The following is a 22,090-nucleotide window of genomic DNA, read 5'->3' on the forward strand; positions in this document are numbered from 1 at the left end:
ACTCACTCTTTGCTTTTGTGTACTTCGCTTAGTTTAGTAAATTGCTAAATGTGATTTGAGTCGAGAATTGACACCGCCCTTCGTCAATTCTCAGGTAGTAGAGCAAACCTTGATCTACTACTGAACACCTGCTTGAGTAGCTAGGGCTAAACCAATATAAATTGATTTAGTTCTATACTACTCGGTTTAAAACTCAGCGGTTGCCCGCCGCTGGATTTTATTTCTTTAAGTTCTCTGAACCCTAAGCAACAAGCTTAAATCCAATTAAACCTCAAATATTGAAAGACAAGCCCTCTTTTTCCGTTCTACATAAATATGAAAAACTTAAAGTAGAACGCAATGAACCAAATCCAAAATTCTTTAAATTATTACCAAAGTAAAATGAAATGCATCCAACAATTAGATGGACTACCGCCGTTATTATTTAGAATCTACTTAGCCCCTATTATGATTCAGGCGGGTTGGAGCAAATATAGTAATTTTGACGATATAGTTAATTGGTTTGGTAATACTGAGTGGGGATTAGGCTTACCATTACCTATGGTCATGGCTTTTTTAGCCACAGCAGCAGAGCTAATTGGCGGGATATTATTACTGCTTGGATTGCTCACTCGACTCGTCAGTATCCCGTTAATTATTACCATGTTGGTCGCTATTTTTAGTGTGCATTGGCCTAATGGCTGGTTAGCCATAGCAGATTCGTCAAGCTGGTTGGCTAATGGCACTATCCTACTCAATCAAAACATTATGGATTCAGCTGAAAAATTAACCGCTGCGAATCAAATTTTACAGCAGCATGGGCATTTTGATTGGCTCACATCGAGTGGAAAATTCGTTATTTTAAACAACGGTATTGAGTTTGCTGCAACCTATTTGATTATATTGATTAGCTTGCTATTTACCGGTGGCGGGCGTTTTACTAGTCTTGATTTTTGGCTTTATAACAAGGTTGGAAAGCCAAGTCACTAAGCACTAAATCATGCAGTTTAGGTAGTTTAAAACTAAAAATGCCGCTTTTTAAGCGGCAGTTCATTATAGCGAGTGAGTTAACTGACTAAAGTAAAATAGCAGTTAATACTAAGTAAGAGATAATCGCTAAACCAGCACCTGCAGGTAATGTTACAACCCAAGAGATAACGATATTTCTAACAACGCCTAAGTTAAGTGCAGCGATACCGCGTGCTAAACCTACACCTAATACACCACCAACGAGTGTTTGTGTAGTTGAAATAGGTAAGCCTGTACCAGATGCAATAACAACCGTACTTGCCGCAGCTAGCTCAGCAGCAAAACCACGGCTTGGTGTTAAGTGAGTGATACCTTTACCTATAGTCGCCATAACTCTGTGACCAAATAAAGCTAAACCAGCAACAATACCAAATGCGCCTAGTGGTAATATCCACCATGCTAAAGCAGCTTTACTACCGATTTCACCGTCATTGCTTACAACACTAACAACCGCAGCTAATGGACCAATTGCATTTGCAACGTCATTAGAGCCATGCGCAAAAGCCATACAACAAGCAGTTACTATCATTAATACAGCAAAGATTTTTTCAACATTTTCGTACTGAACTTGGCGTGTTGATTTTTCTTCCAACTTAACTTTAGAGATAAAATAAGCACCGATACCAGCAACAACTAAACCAACTAGCGCTGCATATAAGTATGCTTCACCAGTAGAAATGTTTAAATGTGCATCTTTAAATACGTGTTTTAAACCTTTTTTGATTGTCACTAACGCCAATACGAAGCCGGCTAGTGCCATGTATACTGGAACATATCGCTTCGCATTTTTAATTGGGTTATCCGTGTCAAAAATAAATCGTTGGGCACTCATAAATATGATGTATGCCAAGATACCGGATAGCAGCGGGGTAACAATCCAACTACCAACAATCCCTCCTACTTTACCCCAGTGAATCGCTTCAGTCCCTGCGCTAATTAACGCAAAACCAATAATCGCACCAACAATAGAGTGAGTAGTAGAAACAGGCCAACCCATGTATGAAGCCACTGCAAGCCAGGTACCAGCCGCGAGCAAAGATGAAATCATACCGATGACGAAGACTTCAGGAATATCTATAAATGGTGTGGAATCAATAATACCTTTACGAATTGTAGAAGTAACTTCACCACCCGCTAGGTAAGCACCAGCGAATTCGAAGATCATTGCAATAAAAATTGCTTGTTTAACCGTTAGCGCTTTAGAGCCAACAGATGTACCCATAGCATTGGCAACGTCGTTTGCACCAATACCCCAAGCCATGAAAAAGCCAACTACAGCGGCAAAACCAACTAAAAGTAAACCGTAAGTTTGTAAAATATCCATTGATATCTCCAATAATTAACGTGTTAACAGCAACTCAAGTCGCCCACCAACTGATTCAGCTTTATCTGCTAAATCACCAACCCACTCGATAATATCGTATAAGAAAATGGCATCAATCGGGTTCAACTCTGATTCAGCAGCTCGAATAGACTGCCTAATTTTAATTTGCATTAAATCAGTATCAGCTTCGATCGCTTCGATTTTTTGGATGATTTGTTCAACAATGTCAACTTCGCGACCACGGAAGCCCATTTCTAACAATTCATCTAACTCGTTAATTGCTTTAGCTGCTACAGCTACCGCATCTAAACTTCGGTTTAAATAGTTACGGAAATCTTCTTGAATAGCTTGAGGAATGGTCAACTGACGACCAACAACACGACCAGCAATATCTTTCGCTTTATTCGCAATTTTATCTTGCTGAACAATAAGCTCTAATAAATCAGCTCTATCAACTGGTAAGAAAATACCCTTTGGTAACTGAACACGAATGTCACGCTTAATTTTATCTGCTTGTTGTTCTAACTCAGATATTTTTAAACGAACGGATTCAGCGGCTGTCCAATCTTCTTGAAAAACGGCATCAAAGAATGGCGCTAGCTGTTCAGATGTTGCTTTTGCAAGATCTATATGCTTTTCCAAAGCTTTAAAAGGAGATTTTCCAAATAATCCCAGTAATGAATTCGCAGACATAATTAAACCCTTTTGTTTGCGTTGAGTAATTTTACTGGCGCGGATTTTACACGAAAATCACATCAATAAAATGACAAGTATCAAATAGATAAGCAGAAAGTACTTATGCCAATCTATTTGGTTGTTGTTCACCAAGCGTTTCTATGATGTTAGAAGCTTGATTTTGCGTACTTTTAGTCACATCATTCGCCTTAATTTGTGCTTGTGCTATGACCCCAATAATTTTTTCAATCGACTGTTTAAATTTGCCTATATGATCGAGTTGTACCCGAGCATTATGCACACTTTGCATTGCAGCACTAGCAGATTGTTGCGCTTGTAAACGAACAGAATCCGCATTTTGATGCAGCTCAGTCGCTGTGGTTTTTTGAATACTTGAAAGTTTGTGTATGCTAGAGATAACTGAATCCAATTCACCTGAAGATATTTTTAACTTCTCTAAGATGTTTGAAATATCCGCTAGCGACGCCTGAGTACCCTTAGATAAATTTCTAACTTCATCGGCCACAACCGCAAACCCTCGGCCATGCTCACCTGCTCTTGCTGCTTCTATCGCTGCATTTAACGCAAGTAGGTTAGTTTGATCGGCTATTGTGCTAATTGTGTCAACTATGGTTGAAGCTTGCTCAACGGAAACTAATAGGCTTTCTACTGATTGGTAACTGGTTTGGATTGCCGCGACAATTTCTTCTGTATTAGAGGTGACTAATTCAATTTTTTGATTACTGTCTGAAATCGAAGTCTCTGTTAGCCCTGCATTAGATTGAACAGACTCTGAGCCAGAAAATACTTCTTGAGCTAACTCAATGAGTTCATTCAAGATGGGCTCTATGCTTCTGACATCCGTTTGAATATGGCTCGTAAAAGTTTCTATGTCTTTTGTTTCTTCAACCAAATTACCTAATGTGTCCGAAATATTAATCAATTTTTGATTTTTGGATGTATTTTCGGCTTCTATTTGATCCAACAAACGATTAAAACAGTTAGCGACTATATCAATTTCGCTGCTATTACTCTGTACTTCAATACGCTTAACTTCACCAGTTTCAACCAAATTCTTGAAGCGTTTGGCCAATTTACGAATTCGCTTTACGACCCAAATGTACTGAAAGGCCATTAATAAAGCCGCCACTATCAGTAAAACAGCGGCTGCAGAGTATAGTAAAAGCTGAGTTTGTGCTGAGACTTGTTTTTGCTGGTTAACTAACTGATTTTCAATGGTTAAAAAAGAAGATTCAAAATTATTAACCGCTGATTCTAACTTGTATAAAGCCTGTTTAACTAGATTTTGATTAGTCTGAGTATTTTTTACTTCTTTTGGATACCTTTTCCCCAGTGAAACTAACTCAGCAATAACCGTATCGCCAATTTCCTCTGCCTCATCTTCGTTGCCCAACGAAAACTCATCTTCTTCAATTTCTTGCTGTGGGTAATATATTTCTAATCTTTCTAATTTATCCAATGCTTTAAGCACAATTAGCAGCTCATCAGCCGCTTTATATAATAGGTTAGCATTAGATTGATTGGTTTCTTCCGCTTGAAAAGTGCGTTCTCGACGATAGCTCAATTTATGGAGTAAGTAACCAGCTTCACTGCTCAGTTTTAAATATTCTGTCGCTAGCTCAGTATTTTGAGATATACCTTTTAACGCATAATCATATAGCTCTTTATTACTCGATAACATGCCTTGCTCAGCATATTGTAATAAAGCCGCGGCATTTCGGCCGAGCTTGCCTGCTGCTCTTACGTCCTGCTCAATAAAATTAAGTAGCTCGTCGATTTGATGAATAAAAGGGACAAAAACAGAGTTGTCTTGATTTGAAAAGTTCGCTTTAAGGCTATTGAGCTGTTCGACTGCTTGATTGAGTTTGAGTGAGTCGCTGGTTTTAATATAGTCATCAACTTTAACTCTAAACTCCTGAGTTAAAAGGTTTTTGTTAACTTGATATTGATTCAAAGTAAGTTGTGCATTATCTTGTTTTGTATTCGACCAAGTAATGAGAATAATAAGTCCAATAGCAATGATCGCTAACAAACTTGAAGATAAAATGGAAAAACTTGAAATTTTCATAACAAAAACTGACGACTTAAGTTGTGCGGCAAGATAGCAAAGTTTTATGACACTTTTGTTACACCTGTCATATTCCAGTAATTAACTAACGATAGAAATAAATATTATCTATACTTTATGTAGATTAAATCTAAAAATAAACTAATAACAAATATAGGAAAGCCTTATGCAATCAAACTTTGTTGTGTCTGTCATCACAGCTGATAAGCCTGGCATTATTGAAATACTTTCTTCCATTATCAACAAAAACAAGGGCAATTGGTTAGCGAGTAACTTCACCCGCCTATCAGGTCAATTTGCAGGTATAGTTGAATTTAGCTGCCCTACGAATTTCTCTTCTGAGATTGAGCAAGATCTTAATCGACTTCAGTCTAAAGGGTTTCAACTGCATTTAGCTAAAGGCGAAGAGCACCATCACGATACGGTTAAAACAGTTTCATTATCAATAATAGGTAATGATAAATTAGGCATTATTAATGAGATATCTCGAGTTTTAGCTGAGCACCACGTCAACTTACTTAAATTAGAATCAAGCTGTGAGCCAGCACCTAATTGGGGTGGTCAACTATTCAAAGCAGCAGCCACTTTAGAATTATCTGAAGATATAGATTTTGATCTTATTCAAGAAGCGATAGAAGATATTGCCAATGACTTAATTGTTGAAGTAGAGTTTCAAGTGCCGGGTTAATCGCCTTTTATGACATTAACCTTACATCAACAACTATGGTGCCTAATAAGTTTAATCCCTTATTTTTATTGAGCTTATTAGGTTTTGAAAATTTTTCTCTTCAAAATATATTTCAAATTTGAAATCATACTGTCATAAAAAAACAGTTTAATTGACTACTAGTTGTTTTAGGTAAATTATGTCTCTCATGTCAAAAGAAAAACTATTCATTGCAAAAGAATTAAGCTGGTTATCATTTAATGCCCGAGTGTTACAGGAAGCGGCAGATACCTCTGTTCCTGTTGTCGAGAGAATGCGATTTTTAGGTATTTTTTCTAGTAATTTAGATGAATTTTTCCGAGTCAGAGTCGCTGAGTTAAAACGAAAATCAATTATTGAAGCTGAGAATGCTGAAGCAAGCTCAAGCAATGAGTTTTTAACTTTACTGGAACAAGTGCAGCAAAAAGTCAAAACCATGCAAGCCGATTTTGACTTAATCTTTCAAGACGTAACCAAAACTTTAGCTAAATACAAAATATATTTTGTTGATCATACTAATTTATCTGATTTTCATGAAAATTGGTTAAAGCAATTTTATAAAAATAAAGTTGTTAAACACATTCGTCCTATTATCCCTTCGACAGGTAAAAAGTTAGTTGATCTAATCAGTGACAATGAAACCTATCTGGCGGTACAAATTTCAAAATCAGGCGAACATCAGTACGCGGTAATTGAAGTACCAACAGATGAATTATCGCGCTTCATCTTGTTACCACCCGAACGCAGTAAAGTAAAAAAAGAAGTTATCTTGCTAGATGATGTAATTGAACACAACTTAGCTGAAATTTTCTCCGGATTTTTTGAATTTGACGAAATCTGCGCATATTCGTTTAAGGTAACTCGAGATGCCGATTACTTTGTTGAAGATGAGATTGATCAAAGTATAGTTGAACAAATGTCGGAAAGCTTAAAACAAAGAATCAATGCAGAACCGACTCGGGTCGTTTATAACCGAGAGATGCCTAATGGCATGCTCAAATTTTTAAAGAAGCAGTTAAAAATATCTAATACCAATGAAGGCTTGCTATCCGGCGGACGCTATAGAAATTTTAAAGATTTTATTGGCTTTCCAAACTTTGGTCGCAGTTACTTAGAAAATTCAAGTTTGCCCGCGCTTGAAAATACTGATTTTGCAACCGCAACCAGCGCCTTTGAAGCGATACAAAAAAACGACATCTTGCTCTATTACCCCTATCATAGTTTTGACCATTTCACTGAGTTAGTTCGCCAAGCGTCTTTTGACCCAGCAGTCTTACATATCCGCTTAAATATTTATCGTGTCGCTAAAAACTCTAGAGTGATTAACTCTTTAATTGATGCAGTTAAAAACGGTAAAAACGTTACTGTTGTTGTCGAGCTAAAAGCGAGATTTGATGAAGAAAATAATATTGAATGGGCTAAGGTAATGACTGATGCTGGGATTAAAGTTCAGTTTGGCATCCCAACTTTAAAAATACATTCAAAATTGTGTCTAATTCACCGTAAAGAAAATAATGAGATTGTCCGTTACGCGCATCTCGGCACAGGTAACTTCCATGAAAAGACAGCTAAAATCTATACTGACTTTAGTTTATTTACCTGCCACCCTGAAATTACTGAAGAAGTAGAGAATGTTTTTGATTTTATTCAACACAGTTATAAAAGGTTTAAATTTTACCATTTATTGGTGTCACCATTAAATACCAGAAGTGGCATTACCCAGTTGATTGACCAAGAGATTAATAATGCCAGAATGGGAAATACGGCTGAGATCATGCTTAAAATTAATAACTTAGTAGACGAAGCTATTATTACTAAGTTATATGAAGCTAGTCATGCTGGGGTCAAAATCAAAATGATTATTCGAGGTATGTGTAGCTTAATTCCCGGGAAAAAAGGCTTAAGTGAGAACATTAAAATAATCAGTATTATAGATAGGTTTTTAGAGCATCCTAGAGTCATGATTTTTCATAATAATGGTGATGAAAAAGTATTTATTTCATCTGCAGATTGGATGACTCGTAATATTGAGCACAGAATAGAAGTGAGTTGCCCAATTTATGATAAAAGCTTAAAAAAACAAATCAAAACCATATTTGATCTCCACTTCAAAGATACCACTAAAGCCCGCTGTTTAGATGAAAAAATGAGCAACCAGTATGTGGCGAGAGGCAATAAAAGAAAAATTCGCTCTCAAATTGCAATATATGATTACCTAAAAAATTTAGAAGCCGCTAAAATGACAGATAACTAATGTCATTTATTACTCTGGAGCGACAATGACAGAACCGCAAACTGGCAATAATAACGTAGTAGCCGCCTTAGATATTGGCTCAAATAGTTTTCATTTAATTGTTGCTCGAATAATAGATGGCTCCTTGCAGGTACTGCATAAGGTAAAACAAAATGTTAGGCTAGCTCAAGGGCTATCTGATGATGATATTTTAGACCAAGAAGCTATGGATAGAGGCTTAGCTTGTTTGGCTCAAATGAGAGAAAGCCTCGCGGCTATCCCGCCTGAAAATGTCCGAGTAGTTGCCACTTATACGTTAAGAAAAGCAATTAATAGCAGAGCTTTCATCAAACAAGCAGAAGCTGTATTTCCCTTCCCGATTGAAATAATTCCCGGTAAAGAAGAAGCTAGGTTAATTTACCAAGGCATAGCCAATACAGTTTCAGATGAAGGCAGAAAATTAGTTATTGATATTGGTGGCGGTAGTACCGAACTCATCATAGGTGACGGTTTTAAGCCATTAAAGCTCACTTCGCGCTCTATGGGTTGCGTGAGCTTTACTAAGAATTACTTTGCTAATGGTAAAATCACAGATAGGGCTTTTAAGAAAGCCATCATAGCGGCAAAACAAGAGTTAGAAGACTATTCCGATGATTTTAAAGATTTATCTTGGTCAAGCTGTCATGGTACTTCTGGTACGATAAAAGCAATAAGGGAAGCGATCATCCAGAATAATTGGAGCACCGAACACAAAATTGAATTAAACCATTTATATAAATTAAAAAGCTTATTAATCGAGTTTGGTTCAACTGAGAATGTACTCATTCCAGGCGTAAGTGAGCAAAGAAACCCTGTTTTGGCTGGCGGACTCTCGATATTAATCGGTGTCTTTGAGTTGTTTGAAATTAAACAGCTCAGATATGAAGATGCGGCATTAAGGGAAGGTGTGCTTTACGAGACAGAAGTCAGATTTAAACATTTTGATATTCGCGAAAGGACAATTGAAAGTTTAACCACCCGCTATCAAATCGATACAGCGCAGGTCAAAAGAGTTGCGCGAAGTGCCGATTTTATCTTCCAACAAATTAAACATGATTGGTCACTTTCACCTAAATATCATGCTTTACTACTTTGGGCGAGTAAGCTAGTTGAAATCGGTCTGCACATCCATTCAACCGCTTTCCATAAACACTCTGCTTATATTTTGCAATACACAGATATGCCTGGCTTTAATCAGGAAGAGCAAGCTGTATTAGCCTTTATTGTTCGCTACCACAGAAAGAAATTTAAGTTAGATGACAGTATCGAGTTTAGTCTGTTTAAAAAGCAACACATCATAAAAATCACTCGTATCTTAAGAGTCGCCGCTATTTTAAATTTAAGAAGAAGAGACGATTATTTGCCTAGCTACAAGGTTAGTTTAGAGCAAGATAACTTGCATATTCAGTTTCCTGAAGGCTTTTTAGATGTTGAGACTTTGCTGTTTGCTGACTTAGAAACTGAGCAGTTAATGCAAAGTAATTCAGGTTACCATTTTACTTTTGGCTAAGTGAGTTGCTTGAAAGCGTAGTGACTTGATAAAGTTAATCCTTCTAAACCGCTATGCTGATTTAGAACGCTTTTGTCTTTTTACGACCAATTCAGCTGGAAATTCAAAGTAGAAGCAACTGCCTTCGTCGACCACGCTTTCTATTTCTAATTGGCTTCTATGATGGGCTAATACATGCTTAACGATAGACAGACCCAAACCAGAGCCACCTGTTGATCTTGCTCTTGCTTTATCTACTCGATAAAAGCGTTCAGTTAAACGACTTAAATGTTGGGCTTCTATACCGTCGCCATTATCAGTTACGCTAAACTTGGCTTGAGCATTGATCAGCTCCCATCTGACAACAACGTCACCACCGTTAGGTGTGTAACGAATCGCATTTTTAACTAAATTAGTGAAAGCACTTCTCAACTCGTCTTCAACACCATGGATCAATAAGTCATGATCAACATGAAAGCTAATTTTATGCCCCCTATCCGAATTAATTTGTTCGGCTTCAGTTTCTAGTAAGAGCAACATCGCAGGGACATCAACAAGATGATCAAATATGTTATCTCGATTCGCTTCTATCCTAGATAACACCAACAGTTGATTTACTAATGAGAACATGCGCTCACACTGGTCAGACATCATGCCAATTGCTTTTTTATTATGCAGTGCATTAGCCATATCTGGGTCATCCATCATTTCTAGATAGCCTTGAAGTACGGTTAATGGTGTTCTGAGTTCATGCGAGACATTCGCAATAAAATCTTTACGCATTTGGTTGAGGCGACTTATTTGAGTCACGTCTCGGCCTAATATCAGGAGCTGGCCGAACGCATAAGGTACAATCCTAATTTCAATCGTACAGTCTCTTTCAATCGGTGAAGGGATAATTAAAGATTCATCTAATATCTCAGTATTGTCTTTAATTAGCTTAAATTGCTCCAGAAAAATAGGATTACGTAATAAATTAGTGATAATTAAGCCGCTATCTTCGGGCCAGCGCAGGCCAAAAACATGTGAAGCGAGTTTATTACACCAGATTATCTGACCATTAGTTTGAACAACAACTGCAGCATCAGGCAGAGCCTCTGCTCCATCTCTAAAGCGTTTTAATAACTGACCTTGTTCTTTACGCCTAGAACGATTTTTTTTCTGTAACCTGTAGATACCGTCAAATACTTCTGACCATAAGCCACTACTTTTAGGCGGATAGAGATTTTTCTTACTCCATAGCCAATCGTTGAGTCTAATTAAATTATAGTTAAACCAGATGAAGACGAGACTAAGAACAAATAAAAAGCTTAAAGCATAAGACCCAGTAAAATAACCTAGTGTAAAAGAGATACTCACCATGAGTATGCATCTAGATAAAACCTTAATTAATAAACTGGGCATATAATTTAATTATGAAACCTTTGAAGAAAAGCGATAGCCTGCGCCACGCACAGTTTGTATTAACTTATCATGTCCATGAGTTGAAATCGCTTTACGCAAACGCCTAATATGTACATCAACCGTTCTGTCTTCAACATACACATTCGTGCCCCATACATGATCTAGCAGTTGCTCTCGGCTATAGACACGTTCAGGGTGAGACATAAAAAAGTGTAATAATTTAAATTCTGTTGGACCCATATCAAGCCCATCTTCATTTGCTGTTACTCTATGTGACACTGGGTCAAGTTTCAAGCCTTGAACTTGAATCATATCTTCTGAACTTGTCGGTGTTGACCTACGCATCACAGCTCGAATACGAGCAAGCAGTTCTTTTGGCGAGAATGGCTTAGTCACATAATCATCAGCCCCAACTTCTAGGCCTCTAATTTTATCTTCTTCTTCACCACGAGCCGTTAGCATTATGATAGGAATTTGACGGGTATATTCATTTTGTTTTAACTGTTTTGCAAGCTGAATACCACTACCGCCAGGCAACATCCAATCTAATAGGATCAGATCTGGATAAGGCTCTACAATTTTATCTAAAGCTTCAGTATAAGTTTCTGCTTCAAGTGTGTAATAGCCTTTTTGCTCAAGTGCAAAAACCAGCATATCCCTAATTGGCAATTCATCTTCTACAACAAGAACACGGCGTGACATATTTTTTATCTCATATTACTTTTGATAAATTCATTATCTTCTCTAATTTTGACACTTTTATGAAAATAAGCAAAATTTAAGACAAAACTGAAATATTTTTATCATCAAAAGTTCTTGATGGAATTTGTTAAACCTTGAATTTATTGAGTTATTTTAAATATTTACAAACCTATCAATAAATACAACTTCTTAATGTAACAAAAACATCATAAAACAACCGTAATCCAGACTATCTCTCACGTTTTTTCTTGGCGAATTTTTGCATAGTTCGTCTATTACGTAACTGAGCTAATTTTTTCTTATCGCCTTTATCTGCAAATGGGTTATCGCCTTCTCTAAATTCGATTTTTATTGGTGTACCCATAATTTCTAATGACTTACGGTAATAATTCATTAGATATTTCTTATATGACTCAGGTAACTTCTTAACCTGATTACCATGAATAACGATAATAGGCGGATTATGACCACCAGCATGGGCATATTTAAGTTTAACTCGACGTCCATCGACTAAAGGTGGTTGATGATCAAACTGTGCTGCTTCCATAATTTTAGTCAAGATAGAAGTTGAAATGCGTCGAGTAGCTGATTCGTATGCTTCATCAACTGATTCGAATAAATGCCCAACACCAGTTCCATGCAAAGCAGAAATGAAATGTAATCGAGCGAAATCGATAAAACCTAATCGACGATCAATTTCAGATTTAATTCTGTCTTTCACATGTGTGTCGAGTCCATCCCACTTATTAACCGCTAAAACAATTGAACGACCCGCATTTAAGCTAAATCCTAATAAAGTCAGATCTTGCTCACTTAAGCCTTCTCTCGCATCTATGACGAGTAGAACAACATTGGCATCGTCGATCGCTTTTAACGTTTTAATGATAGAAAATTTTTCGACGGTTTCATTAACACGTTTTCGTCTTCTTACCCCTGCCGTATCTATGATCACATATTTTTGCTCATCTCTTTCCATTGGAATATAGATACTGTCACGAGTCGTACCCGGCATATCAAACACGATAACGCGCTCTTCACCCAATATACGGTTAGTAAGTGTTGACTTACCTACATTTGGCCGGCCGATAATAGCTAATTTGATTGGCTTATCTTTTAGTTTATTTTCTTCTTGTGTTTCATTTTCTAACGCGAATTTTTCTAACTCGGCTTTTTCTGCCGCTTCAACTTCACTGGTATACATATCAGTAAATTCATCAGCTAAAGGCAGTAAAGTTTTTTCAAGTAATGCGGTAACGCCACGGCCATGCGATGCTGCTATTTGGTGAATTTCACCTAAAGCTAAACTATATAACTCAGCAACCGCTGAATCTGCATCTATACCATCGATTTTATTAGCAACTAGGTAAACTTTCTTTTCTTGCTTGCGTAAGTATTCTGCTAACAGTTGATCCGCAGCGGTTACACCCGCGCGAGCATCCACCATAAACATAACGACATCAGCTTCATCAATCGCTAACAACGACTGTTTAGCCATTTCTTCATCTATACCTTGCTCGTCGCCAGTGATACCACCAGTATCTATTACGATAAACTTATATTCGCCATGCTCCGCCTGGCCATACTGTCTGTCCCTTGTCAGTCCAGGAAAATTAGCAACGAGTGCATCTCGGCTTCGAGTAAACCGATTAAATAAAGTTGACTTACCTACATTAGGCCGACCAACTAAAGCAACAACAGGTATCATGTAATCTCCGAAATATCAGGACAAACTAAAAAATGGCGCCGGATTATAGCATGTTTGGCATAAATAAAATTTTTACAGACATAAAAAAACCGCATTTAAGCGGTTTTTTTTATATTTTTGGGTTTTTAATATTTAGCCACAACTTTTACACTGGCATCAACGGCTGAAGAATCCAAATAACCTATCATGTTTGGGTTATTTGCTATCAACTTCAGCATTTCAGCTGCAGAGGCGACTTCTTTAGGCGGAGCGCCCTTACCCGTAAACACTAGCTTAGACCAATAAGCTTTTAACTGGCTGCTATTTTTATTTAACACAGTCGAGTTAAAAGTTTCTCTCGTGTCACTGCCTTCTTTTAGGTTAATAGGAACAACTGTATTCCCATCAGAGAAAGATTTCTTCTTCCCTAAGAAGATACGTGATACATCATCAGAACTCACACTAGCTGCATTACTAGGGTGGACAATAATAGAAATTTCAGCTAGTACAGAGAAGCTAAAAAAGCTTGCCAAAACAAATATGGCTTTAATGAATTTACTCATAACTCTCCCCTTAAAAAACCATATCGATTGCAAACGTAAGTACTTTATCATCTTCACCGTCGTCACCTTTCCAACGAGTTAAGTCCGTTTTAAAACTAGCAGATGGGTGGAAGTCATACCTAAAGCCGACACTATAATACTTACCATCTTCTGTATTTTCCTGATCTTGCAAAAATCCAGCTAAACCCGCTTTCAAACCAGCAAGTGGAGCGACATCTGGAATCGAGTTAGCGCCATCTAAATTTGCTTCGTCATCAATTTTTTGTATTAAAACATAAGGTGTTAACTGATCAAATTGATAAGATGCTGAAACATAGCTTCTTGTTCTGTCGGCAATAAACGAATCAGCCACACCAACCTTGGTTACTTCGCCCTGCAAATTCAGGTTCCCAAATAACAAACCTACCCCAACTCCAGCAAAACTTCCGGTATCCTCATTGACTAAAACCTGATCAATAGCTTCTGCTTGGCCTGCTGCTTCAAGATTACTAATTAACCCTTGAAAAGCAGGCGCGCCGACATTAAAAGTCGCTTTTGAGGTTAAATATACACCGCGCAAATAAAGCCAATCCATATTAAAGGTAACATTTGCACCATACACATCTGCCAGCTCTGTCTCTGCTGGAGCTCCTTCAACGCTAATGGTATCTTTGGCTGCACCAGTAAAAGCTTGTACTTCAATATCAGCATCTCCCATATAAGTGTTATAAAGTAAACTAACTCCATCATAAGAGGTATAAGGTAAATCATAAACTGCGGCTGGCGGCCTTAACCAAGTGTATGCATAGCCAACATCAAGGAAATCTGAGTAACGGAAAAATGGAATTCTCAATCGACCAGCATTTAATCGAGTAGAGTCTGTCAACTGATAAGATAAATAAGCCCACTCCACTTCAACCGCAAAGTCGTCTTCCCCTCGCGCCATAAATTGAGCAGTAGCTGAAAGCCCATCGCCCATGTCACCTGTGACCTGTAGGGCAAATAAACTTTCGTTTCTAAAATCAAGTTTGTTGTCATAGCCCATATGATTTTGATCGTCACTCAAAGTTTTTCCTGCAGCAATACGGGCAAAACCGTTTAACCTAATATCGGCGGCTGCATAGAAGGAGGAAGTAATTAAACACGCCCCACATAATAACTTTAATTTTTGATTCATACTTTTCTCACTTAAAAAACGAACGGATTGGTTCAACAGAAGAATAAAGCTCAATTACTAGAGTTGAATACTGAAAATATAGCCAATAACTCAGATAATCGCCTAATTAATCGAAAAATTTTTTATTGTGCAAAAGCTAAGTTGTATAAATAGTAGCCATCATTGTTTACTTCTAACACACTACCTTGCTGATACCAGTCCCCTAACACGATACGAGTGCCCTTCCCAGTTGAAATAGTATGAGTATGAATTTTCGGTCTATGAGTATGGCCATGAATCATTATGTCAACACGATGAAACTGCATCAATTGACTAACGGCTTCAGGAGTAACATCAAGTATCTGGTTGTTTTTCATGCCTTTTTGCTTTTCCTGGCTCTTATTTCTACCCACACCAAAAATCTTGTGCCGAGTGGTTAATGGCAGCAAAGAAAAAATCCGCTGAATCCACTTATTGCGAACGACTTTCCTAAATTTTTGGTAAGAAATATCTTGTGTACATAAACTATCGCCATGTAATACAAGCACATTTTGATTATACAAATTCACAACGCTGGGTTCCGCTAATATTGTCATGCCGGTTTCATTTGCGAATTTTTGACCAATCAAAAAATCTCTATTGCCATGAATAAAATAAATCGGACACTTTTCCACTGAGACCTTTTTTAGAGCTAGCTTAATCGGATTTAGCCAACTAGCATCATCATCATCTCCAACCCAATATTCGAGAAAATCGCCTAAAATATATAATGCTTCGGTATCGCTAGGCAGTTCAGACAAAAATTTAAGCAGTAACTCTGTAATTTCGGGCAGGTCTTGAGATAAATGTAGGTCGGAAATAAAAAAGGTGGACATAAATGCTTAAAATTCCAGTAAAGCAGCAAAGGGATTGGCCTAAGTTAACACTTAGGCCAAAATTTTTAAGCAACCGTTGTGCTTTCAATCACGATATCTTCTAAAGGTACATCTGAATGCATACCAGAACGACCTGTTGCAACAGCTTTGATCTTATCTACAACGTCCATACCTTCTACAACTTCACCAAAAACACAGTAACCCCAACCATCAGCAGATTTTGCACGAAAATCTAAAAATGTGTTGTCCGCTACGTTGATGAAAAACTGTGAACTAGCTGAATGTGGGTCCATAGTTCTTGCCATAGCTAAGGTACCACGTTTATTGCTTACACCATTATCTGCTTCATTTTCAATTGGCGCACGACCATCTTTTTCAGCCATGCCAGCCTCCATACCACCACCCTGGATCATAAATCCATCAATAACACGGTGGAAAATAGTTTGGTTATAAAAACCATCCTGAGCATACTGTAAGAAATTTGCTGCTGTTTTTGGTGCTTTATCAGCAAACAATTCAATTTTAATGTCGCCGTGATTCGTTGAAAAAGTGATCATATCTAACCCTCTAATTAAAAACTGATATTCTATACACAATTTATCCTTACTAAAAGTCGTTAACCTTTTATCATTTCAAATGATACAATAGTTAATTCAAATGAACGGCCTATTAAAATCTTAAATGTAGGAAAAAAAATGTTACAAATCTATAATACTCTCGCCCGTGAAAAACAAATTTTTAAACCTTTAACCGATGGCAAAATCGGTCTATATGTTTGTGGTGTAACAGTTTATGATTTGTGCCACATTGGCCATGCTCGTACCTACATCGCATTTGACAACATGGTGAGATACTTAAGATTTAAAGGTTACGAAGTTAATTACGTTAGAAACATTACTGACGTTGATGACAAAATCATTAAACGTTCTCTCGAAAACAACGAGACATGCGAATCTTTAACTGAAAGAACAATCGCCGATATGCATCAAGATTTTGATGCCCTTAATTTATTACGACCGGATATAGAGCCAAGAGTGACAGCTCATATGCAAGACGTTATCGAAATGGTCGAAACCCTAATCAATAAAAATCATGCTTATGTCGCACCAAACGGCGATGTCATGTTTAAAGTCGATAGCTTTGACAATTATGGTCAGCTCAGCAAGCAAGACCTGTCACAGCTGCAAGCAGGCTCTAGAGTCGAGCTTGATAACAACAAACAAAACCCACTAGATTTTGTGCTATGGAAAATGGCAAAAGAAAACGAGCCAGCATGGCAATCACCTTGGGGTAATGGACGTCCAGGTTGGCACATTGAATGCTCAGCCATGAATAGTAAAGTGCTAGGAAATCATTTTGACATCCATGGCGGTGGCTCAGATTTATCATTTCCGCATCACGAAAATGAAATTGCTCAATCTTGCTGCGCGCTCGATACGCCTTATGTCAATTATTGGTTGCATACAGGAATGGTACAAGTTGACCAAGAAAAAATGAGTAAATCTTTAGGCAACTTTTTCACCATTCGCGAAGTATTAGAAAAATATGATGCAGAAACTGTCAGATATTTCTTATTAAGCGGCCATTATAGAAGCCAGCTAAATTACTCAACAGAAAATTTAGACCAAGCTAGAGCTTCACTAGAACGTTTATATAATGCGTTACGTGGTGTTGAAATTAGTGACTTGGAATTGGATTTAACCAATCCGCATGTCGTTAAGTTCTGTAATGCGATGGATGACGACTTTAATACACCTGTCGCTTTATCAGTATTATTTGATTTAGCAAAAGAGATTAATTCGTCAAAATCTGATGATGCTTCTAAAGTAACAGTTTTAGCGAGTTTGCTCGTAAAACTAGCCAGTTTATTAGGTCTATTACAACAACAAGCAGATGCCTTTTTACAAGGTGATAATGCAGAAGTTGCTGAAATTGAAGCTCTGATTAAAATGCGAAATGACGCCAGAAAAGCCAAAAACTGGGCTCAAGCTGATGAAGCAAGAGACAAACTAGCGGCACTCAACGTAGTTTTAGAAGACGGTCCAAATGGCACTCAGTGGCGTAAAAAATAATTTCGGGGCGAGTATAATATCCTCGCCGTCATATTATTCTTACTGCAATAAAAAAGGCCTATTTAGGCCTTTTTTAATTAGTATAGGTTTGAGCGACTTTAATTAATCAGCAAAAATAGATTTAGCCGCATTAAACTGTTCAGTAAAATCATCAGACTCTAGGAAGTTAACATCCGTTAACACTCCTTTCTCAACGTATTCAGCGTAAAAATCTTCTTTGCTACCCTCAATCGGCATAACGCCAGCATGTACTGCAGCAATACGTACAAAGTCTATGTAACATACGTTTTCAGGAATATATCGTTTATCATTCCAACGCTCTGCAACTGTGACAAACTCTGGACTAAAATCCCAAGCTCGCATAATTGAACCGCCGACTCGACCCGCTAATTTAGAAATCGCGCCTTCTAAGAATTCCGGATTAGCAAATACCTCTTCATGTCTTTCTGCCTCAGTCAAGATTGGCAAAACACCTATGTTATGAACCATAGCAGCAAGCGTAATAGTGTCAAAGTTTAACGATGTATGTTTATTTCTCGTGATATAGGCTTTCAATGTCGCCATAGCACATGCAGAAACATCAATAGTTATACCCCAGACCTTACTTAAGAAAAGCTTCACAACAGGGTTTTTAGAAACAAACAGTTGCTCCATTGCCAGTGCAGTAGCAATATTTTTAATCTGCCTCAAACCAATACGGGTAACGGCTTGATTAATCGTTTCAACTTTAATTGCCCTTCCCATATAAGCACTATTAGCAATTTTCAGCATTCGTGCAGATAATGCAGGATCTTGAGCAATTACCTCAGCCATTTGATTAAGGTTAATATCAGGATCATCTGCAGCCTTTCTAACCCGAATAGCAGCTTCCGGCAGGGTTGGTAATACTAAAGAGTCGTTTTTTATTTTTTCAGCTAAAATAGTGAGTAGTGCGTTTTCAGTAGACATAGCGTTCCTTACATCCATAGCGTAAATTTCTTATCTTTATTCTCAATGTAGCTTGCTATTTTGATTTAGCAAGTTTAAACAAGCTGTTGAGAATCAATTGGTTATTAAATATACACCGGCAACTGAAAATCCATTATCTAGATAAGCATTTGCGTACATCGTATACCTTCATATGGCGTGTTAATACCAAATGAAAATCTTAAAACGTTTTATAGCGTGTTGACTCATAATCGCCTTTTTATAATAGAATCATAGAAATTAAAGTCTATAGAAAATAGATAAAAAAGTGTTTTATTTATGCACTAATTGAGGATTTACTGACTTAAAATAATGAAAACAAAAAACCCATGGACAATTGTGCTTCCTAAATTAATAGAAAGCCCAATTACTCATGGGTTTTTTCCTGTGCAGCTGAACCAAATTACCTCAATTAGAGGTAATCAATTATTCTGCATCGCCTTCAAACTTTTCAACTCTGCTTTTTAGCTTTTGACCGGGTCTGAATGTAACCACTCGGCGAGCTGAAATAGGAATATCTTCACCTGTCTTCGGATTACGACCAGGCCTTTGAGCTTTGTCGCGTAAGTCAAAATTTCCAAACCCAGATAATTTAACCTGCTCGCCATTTTCAAGCGAAGCACGAATTTCCTCAAAAAAGAGCTCAACCATTTCTTTTGAGTCTCTTTTATTGATACCTAAGTTTTCAAATAAATGTTCTGCAATATCGGCTTTTGTTAAGGCCATACCTAATCTCTCAACGTGGCGCTAAATTTGGCTTCTAAATTAGCAATAACTGAATTAGTAATTGCCGCGATTTCTTCATCTTCTAAGGTACGTTCTACATTTTGGAAAACTAAAGACACAGCAATACTCTTGTCAGAGTCTGCGATACCTTCACCTTGGTAGATATCGAACAAGTTTAATTCAACTAATTGATTTCCGCCAATTTTTTTTATCTCATCTAAAATATTTCCTGTTTGTACGTCACGATTAACAACAAATGCCAAATCGCGTCTTACAGATGGAAACTTAGATAAGCCCCTAGCTTCAGGTATTGAAGCGTCTAATAAAGCCGATAATTCTATCTCAAAAACAAAGGCTTTTTGCTTCAAACCGATCGGTTTATTAGCTTGCGGATGAACCGCACCTAAGTAACCGACTTTTCTACTATTTTTATAAATAGCAGCAGATTGGCCAGGATGCAAGGCAGAATGTGTTTCTGAGACAAATTGATACTCATTTAATTTGCCTGTTAAACCTAAAACAGTTTCAAAATCGCCTTTTAAGTCAAAGAAATCAACCGGTGTTGAATCTAGCGACCAATGTTCACCATGCTTAAGACCTGTGATAACACCGCCAAGAACGGGTGTTTGCTTAATGCCATTTTCAGCGTTTTGATCGGGTTCAAATTTTAACCCGGTTTCAAATAAACGAACTCTAGATTGCTGTCTGTTCTGGTTATAAACAACAGAACTTAACAACCCACACCAAGTGCTTAAACGCATTGCTGACATATCAGCAGAAATAGGATTTGGTAAAATTAAGCTTTCTTGATCTTTAAATAATGCAGCTTGTACTTTAGGATCAACAAATGAATAAGTAATTGCTTCTTGGTATCCCAAACTGACTAAAACCCGTCTAATATCACGTAAAGCCAATTTAGACTCTTTGTGTTGTGACATTTTCAATGACGCAACAGGCGAAATCATAGGGATATTGTTATAACCATATACACGTGCAATTTCTTCAATTAAATCTTCTTCAATTGAGATATCGAACCGATAGCTAGGTACTAGAGTGTCCCAACCAATCTCGTTTGTTTTCGGTTCTAAGCCTAATCTTTGTAGAACTTCTAAAACGGTTTCGTCTGAAATATTGATACCCAGTTTTAGTGCTAGTCTTTCTTTGCGAAGCGTGACTTGTTTAGCTTGAGCTAGATGTTCACTTTGCTCTGCAATACACAATTCACCCGCTTCACCACCCGCAATTTCTAAAATTAATTGAGTTGCTCTTTCAATTGCGATTTGTTGAATTTGACTATCAACACCACGTTCAAATCTGTGGGACGAGTCAGTGTGCAAACCATATTGGCGTGCCTTGCCCATAATGGCATCTGGCGCAAAAAATGCGCTTTCTAATATAATATCTTGAGTGCTATCACTAACGCCTGACTCTTGGCCACCAAAAACACCAGCTAATGCAAGCGCTTTTTCTTGGTCAGCAATCACCAAGGTGTTAGTTTTTAATTTAACTTGGTTGCCATCAAGTAAGGTTAAAGTTTCATTTTCTTCGGCAAACCGAACTTGAATTGCGCCTGATACTTTTGCTTTATCAAAAGCATGCATTGGCTGGCCTAGTTCTAGCATGACATAATTTGTTACATCTACGATAGGATCTACACTGCGAATGCCAGAACGTCTTAACTTCTCAACTAACCATAGTGGGCTAACAGAGCTTGTTAAGTTAACGCCTTTAATCACACGACCAATATATCTAGGACATGCTTCGCCTGCGTTTAAATTAACTTCTACGCTGTCTGAAATCGTCGCGGCAACCGTTGGAATTGTAATTGAATTGACATCTGCTTGATTTAATACGCCAACCTCTCGAGCTAAACCAGCAATGCTTAAACAGTCAGAACGATTAGGCGTTAAATCAACTTCAATAATACTGTCATTAAGTTTTAAATATTCGCGAACATCCATGCCAATCGGAGCATCACTTGGTAACTCAATGATACCTGGCGCTTCGTCAGCCATACCCATTTCAGCTTCAGAGCAAAGCATGCCATGAGAAGGAACACCACGTAATTTTGCTTTTTTAATTTTAAAATTACCCGGTAAAATAGCGCCTATCATTGCAACCGCAACGGTTAAGCCCTGACGGCAATTTTTTGCACCACAAACAATATCAATTAATTCTTCAGCACCAACATCAATTTTTGTTACTTGTAACTTCTCAGCATCTGGATGCGGGCCACACTCAACTACTTTGCCGACTACAATACCGGAAAATTCGCCCGCAACAGGTTCGACTGAATCAACCTCTAAACCAGCCATGGTAATTTGTGCGACTAATTCTTCACTACTGATTGCTGGATTAACCCACTCACGCAACCATGATTCACTAAATTTCATATCTACT

Annotated in this window: 18 protein-coding genes; 5 read left to right on the forward strand and 13 right to left on the reverse strand. The window is 37.6% G+C overall.

The features are described 5' to 3' along the window. Positions 1 to 381 precede the first annotated feature (381 nt). Positions 382 to 969 carry an HvfX family Cu-binding RiPP maturation protein gene (locus tag XM47_RS16030; protein ID WP_048694882.1) on the forward strand — a complete coding sequence of 196 codons (588 nt, stop codon included), beginning with the start codon at positions 382 to 384 and terminating at the stop codon, positions 967 to 969. A gap of 85 nt (positions 970 to 1,054) precedes the next feature. Here XM47_RS16030 and XM47_RS16035 read toward each other — a convergent pair whose 3' ends face one another. The 3 genes from XM47_RS16035 to XM47_RS16045 all read right to left on the reverse strand — a co-directional run bounded on the left by XM47_RS16035 (position 1,055) and on the right by XM47_RS16045 (position 5,096). Continuing rightward, positions 1,055 to 2,332 carry an inorganic phosphate transporter gene (locus tag XM47_RS16035; protein ID WP_048694782.1) on the reverse strand — a complete coding sequence of 426 codons (1,278 nt, stop codon included), beginning with the start codon at positions 2,330 to 2,332 and terminating at the stop codon, positions 1,055 to 1,057. A 15-nt stretch (positions 2,333 to 2,347) separates the two neighbouring features. Further along, complete coding sequence (locus tag XM47_RS16040; protein ID WP_048694785.1) at positions 2,348 to 3,025, reverse strand: TIGR00153 family protein; 678 nt, start codon at positions 3,023 to 3,025, stop codon at positions 2,348 to 2,350. 103 nt (positions 3,026 to 3,128) lie between these two features. Beyond that, positions 3,129 to 5,096, reverse strand: coding sequence for a methyl-accepting chemotaxis protein (locus XM47_RS16045; RefSeq protein ID WP_048694786.1), 1,968 nt, complete (start codon positions 5,094 to 5,096; stop codon positions 3,129 to 3,131). A 166-nt stretch (positions 5,097 to 5,262) separates the two neighbouring features. Between XM47_RS16045 and XM47_RS16050 the strand changes: the two genes are divergently transcribed. The 3 genes from XM47_RS16050 to ppx all read left to right on the forward strand — a co-directional run bounded on the left by XM47_RS16050 (position 5,263) and on the right by ppx (position 9,584). Next, positions 5,263 to 5,784 (forward strand): glycine cleavage system transcriptional repressor, encoded by a 522-nt coding sequence (locus tag XM47_RS16050; RefSeq protein ID WP_048694789.1) that lies wholly within the window; start codon positions 5,263 to 5,265, stop codon positions 5,782 to 5,784. A gap of 187 nt (positions 5,785 to 5,971) precedes the next feature. Next, positions 5,972 to 8,056, forward strand: a complete 2,085-nt coding sequence (ppk1, locus tag XM47_RS16055; protein ID WP_048694884.1) for a polyphosphate kinase 1 — start codon at positions 5,972 to 5,974, stop codon at positions 8,054 to 8,056. Positions 8,057 to 8,081: 25 nt separating this feature from the next. Then, positions 8,082 to 9,584 (forward strand): exopolyphosphatase, encoded by a 1,503-nt coding sequence (gene ppx / locus XM47_RS16060; RefSeq protein WP_048694791.1) that lies wholly within the window; start codon positions 8,082 to 8,084, stop codon positions 9,582 to 9,584. Between the two features lie 51 nt (positions 9,585 to 9,635). Here ppx and phoR read toward each other — a convergent pair whose 3' ends face one another. The 7 genes from phoR to XM47_RS16095 all read right to left on the reverse strand — a co-directional run bounded on the left by phoR (position 9,636) and on the right by XM47_RS16095 (position 16,483). Continuing rightward, on the reverse strand, positions 9,636 to 10,967 hold the full coding sequence (phoR, locus tag XM47_RS16065) for a phosphate regulon sensor histidine kinase PhoR (RefSeq protein ID WP_048694794.1): 1,332 nt from the start codon (positions 10,965 to 10,967) through the stop codon (positions 9,636 to 9,638). 9 nt (positions 10,968 to 10,976) lie between these two features. Beyond that, positions 10,977 to 11,669 (reverse strand): phosphate regulon transcriptional regulator PhoB, encoded by a 693-nt coding sequence (gene phoB, locus XM47_RS16070; protein ID WP_048694796.1) that lies wholly within the window; start codon positions 11,667 to 11,669, stop codon positions 10,977 to 10,979. 229 nt (positions 11,670 to 11,898) lie between these two features. Beyond that, positions 11,899 to 13,374, reverse strand: a complete 1,476-nt coding sequence (gene der, locus XM47_RS16075; RefSeq protein WP_048694798.1) for a ribosome biogenesis GTPase Der — start codon at positions 13,372 to 13,374, stop codon at positions 11,899 to 11,901. A 125-nt stretch (positions 13,375 to 13,499) separates the two neighbouring features. Continuing rightward, positions 13,500 to 13,916 (reverse strand): type 2 periplasmic-binding domain-containing protein, encoded by a 417-nt coding sequence (locus XM47_RS16080; protein WP_048694800.1) that lies wholly within the window; start codon positions 13,914 to 13,916, stop codon positions 13,500 to 13,502. A 10-nt stretch (positions 13,917 to 13,926) separates the two neighbouring features. After that, complete coding sequence (locus tag XM47_RS16085; RefSeq protein ID WP_048694804.1) at positions 13,927 to 15,072, reverse strand: porin; 1,146 nt, start codon at positions 15,070 to 15,072, stop codon at positions 13,927 to 13,929. A 122-nt stretch (positions 15,073 to 15,194) separates the two neighbouring features. Next, positions 15,195 to 15,926 carry a UDP-2,3-diacylglucosamine diphosphatase gene (locus XM47_RS16090; protein WP_048694806.1) on the reverse strand — a complete coding sequence of 244 codons (732 nt, stop codon included), beginning with the start codon at positions 15,924 to 15,926 and terminating at the stop codon, positions 15,195 to 15,197. A gap of 65 nt (positions 15,927 to 15,991) precedes the next feature. Continuing rightward, positions 15,992 to 16,483 (reverse strand): peptidylprolyl isomerase, encoded by a 492-nt coding sequence (locus tag XM47_RS16095; RefSeq protein WP_048694808.1) that lies wholly within the window; start codon positions 16,481 to 16,483, stop codon positions 15,992 to 15,994. Positions 16,484 to 16,621: 138 nt separating this feature from the next. Between XM47_RS16095 and cysS the strand changes: the two genes are divergently transcribed. Further along, the gene (gene cysS / locus XM47_RS16100) at positions 16,622 to 17,998 is read left to right on the forward strand and encodes a cysteine--tRNA ligase (protein WP_048694813.1); all 1,377 of its coding nucleotides are present in this window, start codon (positions 16,622 to 16,624) and stop codon (positions 17,996 to 17,998) included. Between the two features lie 102 nt (positions 17,999 to 18,100). Here cysS and XM47_RS16105 read toward each other — a convergent pair whose 3' ends face one another. From XM47_RS16105 to pheT, 3 genes are all read right to left on the reverse strand, one after another. Then, positions 18,101 to 18,946 (reverse strand): HDOD domain-containing protein, encoded by an 846-nt coding sequence (locus XM47_RS16105; protein ID WP_048694818.1) that lies wholly within the window; start codon positions 18,944 to 18,946, stop codon positions 18,101 to 18,103. Between the two features lie 444 nt (positions 18,947 to 19,390). Next, on the reverse strand, positions 19,391 to 19,690 hold the full coding sequence (ihfA, locus tag XM47_RS16110) for an integration host factor subunit alpha (protein WP_048694819.1): 300 nt from the start codon (positions 19,688 to 19,690) through the stop codon (positions 19,391 to 19,393). 2 nt (positions 19,691 to 19,692) lie between these two features. Then, positions 19,693 to 22,083 (reverse strand): phenylalanine--tRNA ligase subunit beta, encoded by a 2,391-nt coding sequence (gene pheT / locus XM47_RS16115; protein ID WP_048694821.1) that lies wholly within the window; start codon positions 22,081 to 22,083, stop codon positions 19,693 to 19,695. Positions 22,084 to 22,090 lie beyond the last annotated feature (7 nt).

The sequence above is a fragment of the Catenovulum maritimum genome (assembly GCF_001050375.1).
In the GTDB taxonomy this organism is placed as follows: domain Bacteria; phylum Pseudomonadota; class Gammaproteobacteria; order Enterobacterales; family Alteromonadaceae; genus Catenovulum; species Catenovulum maritimum.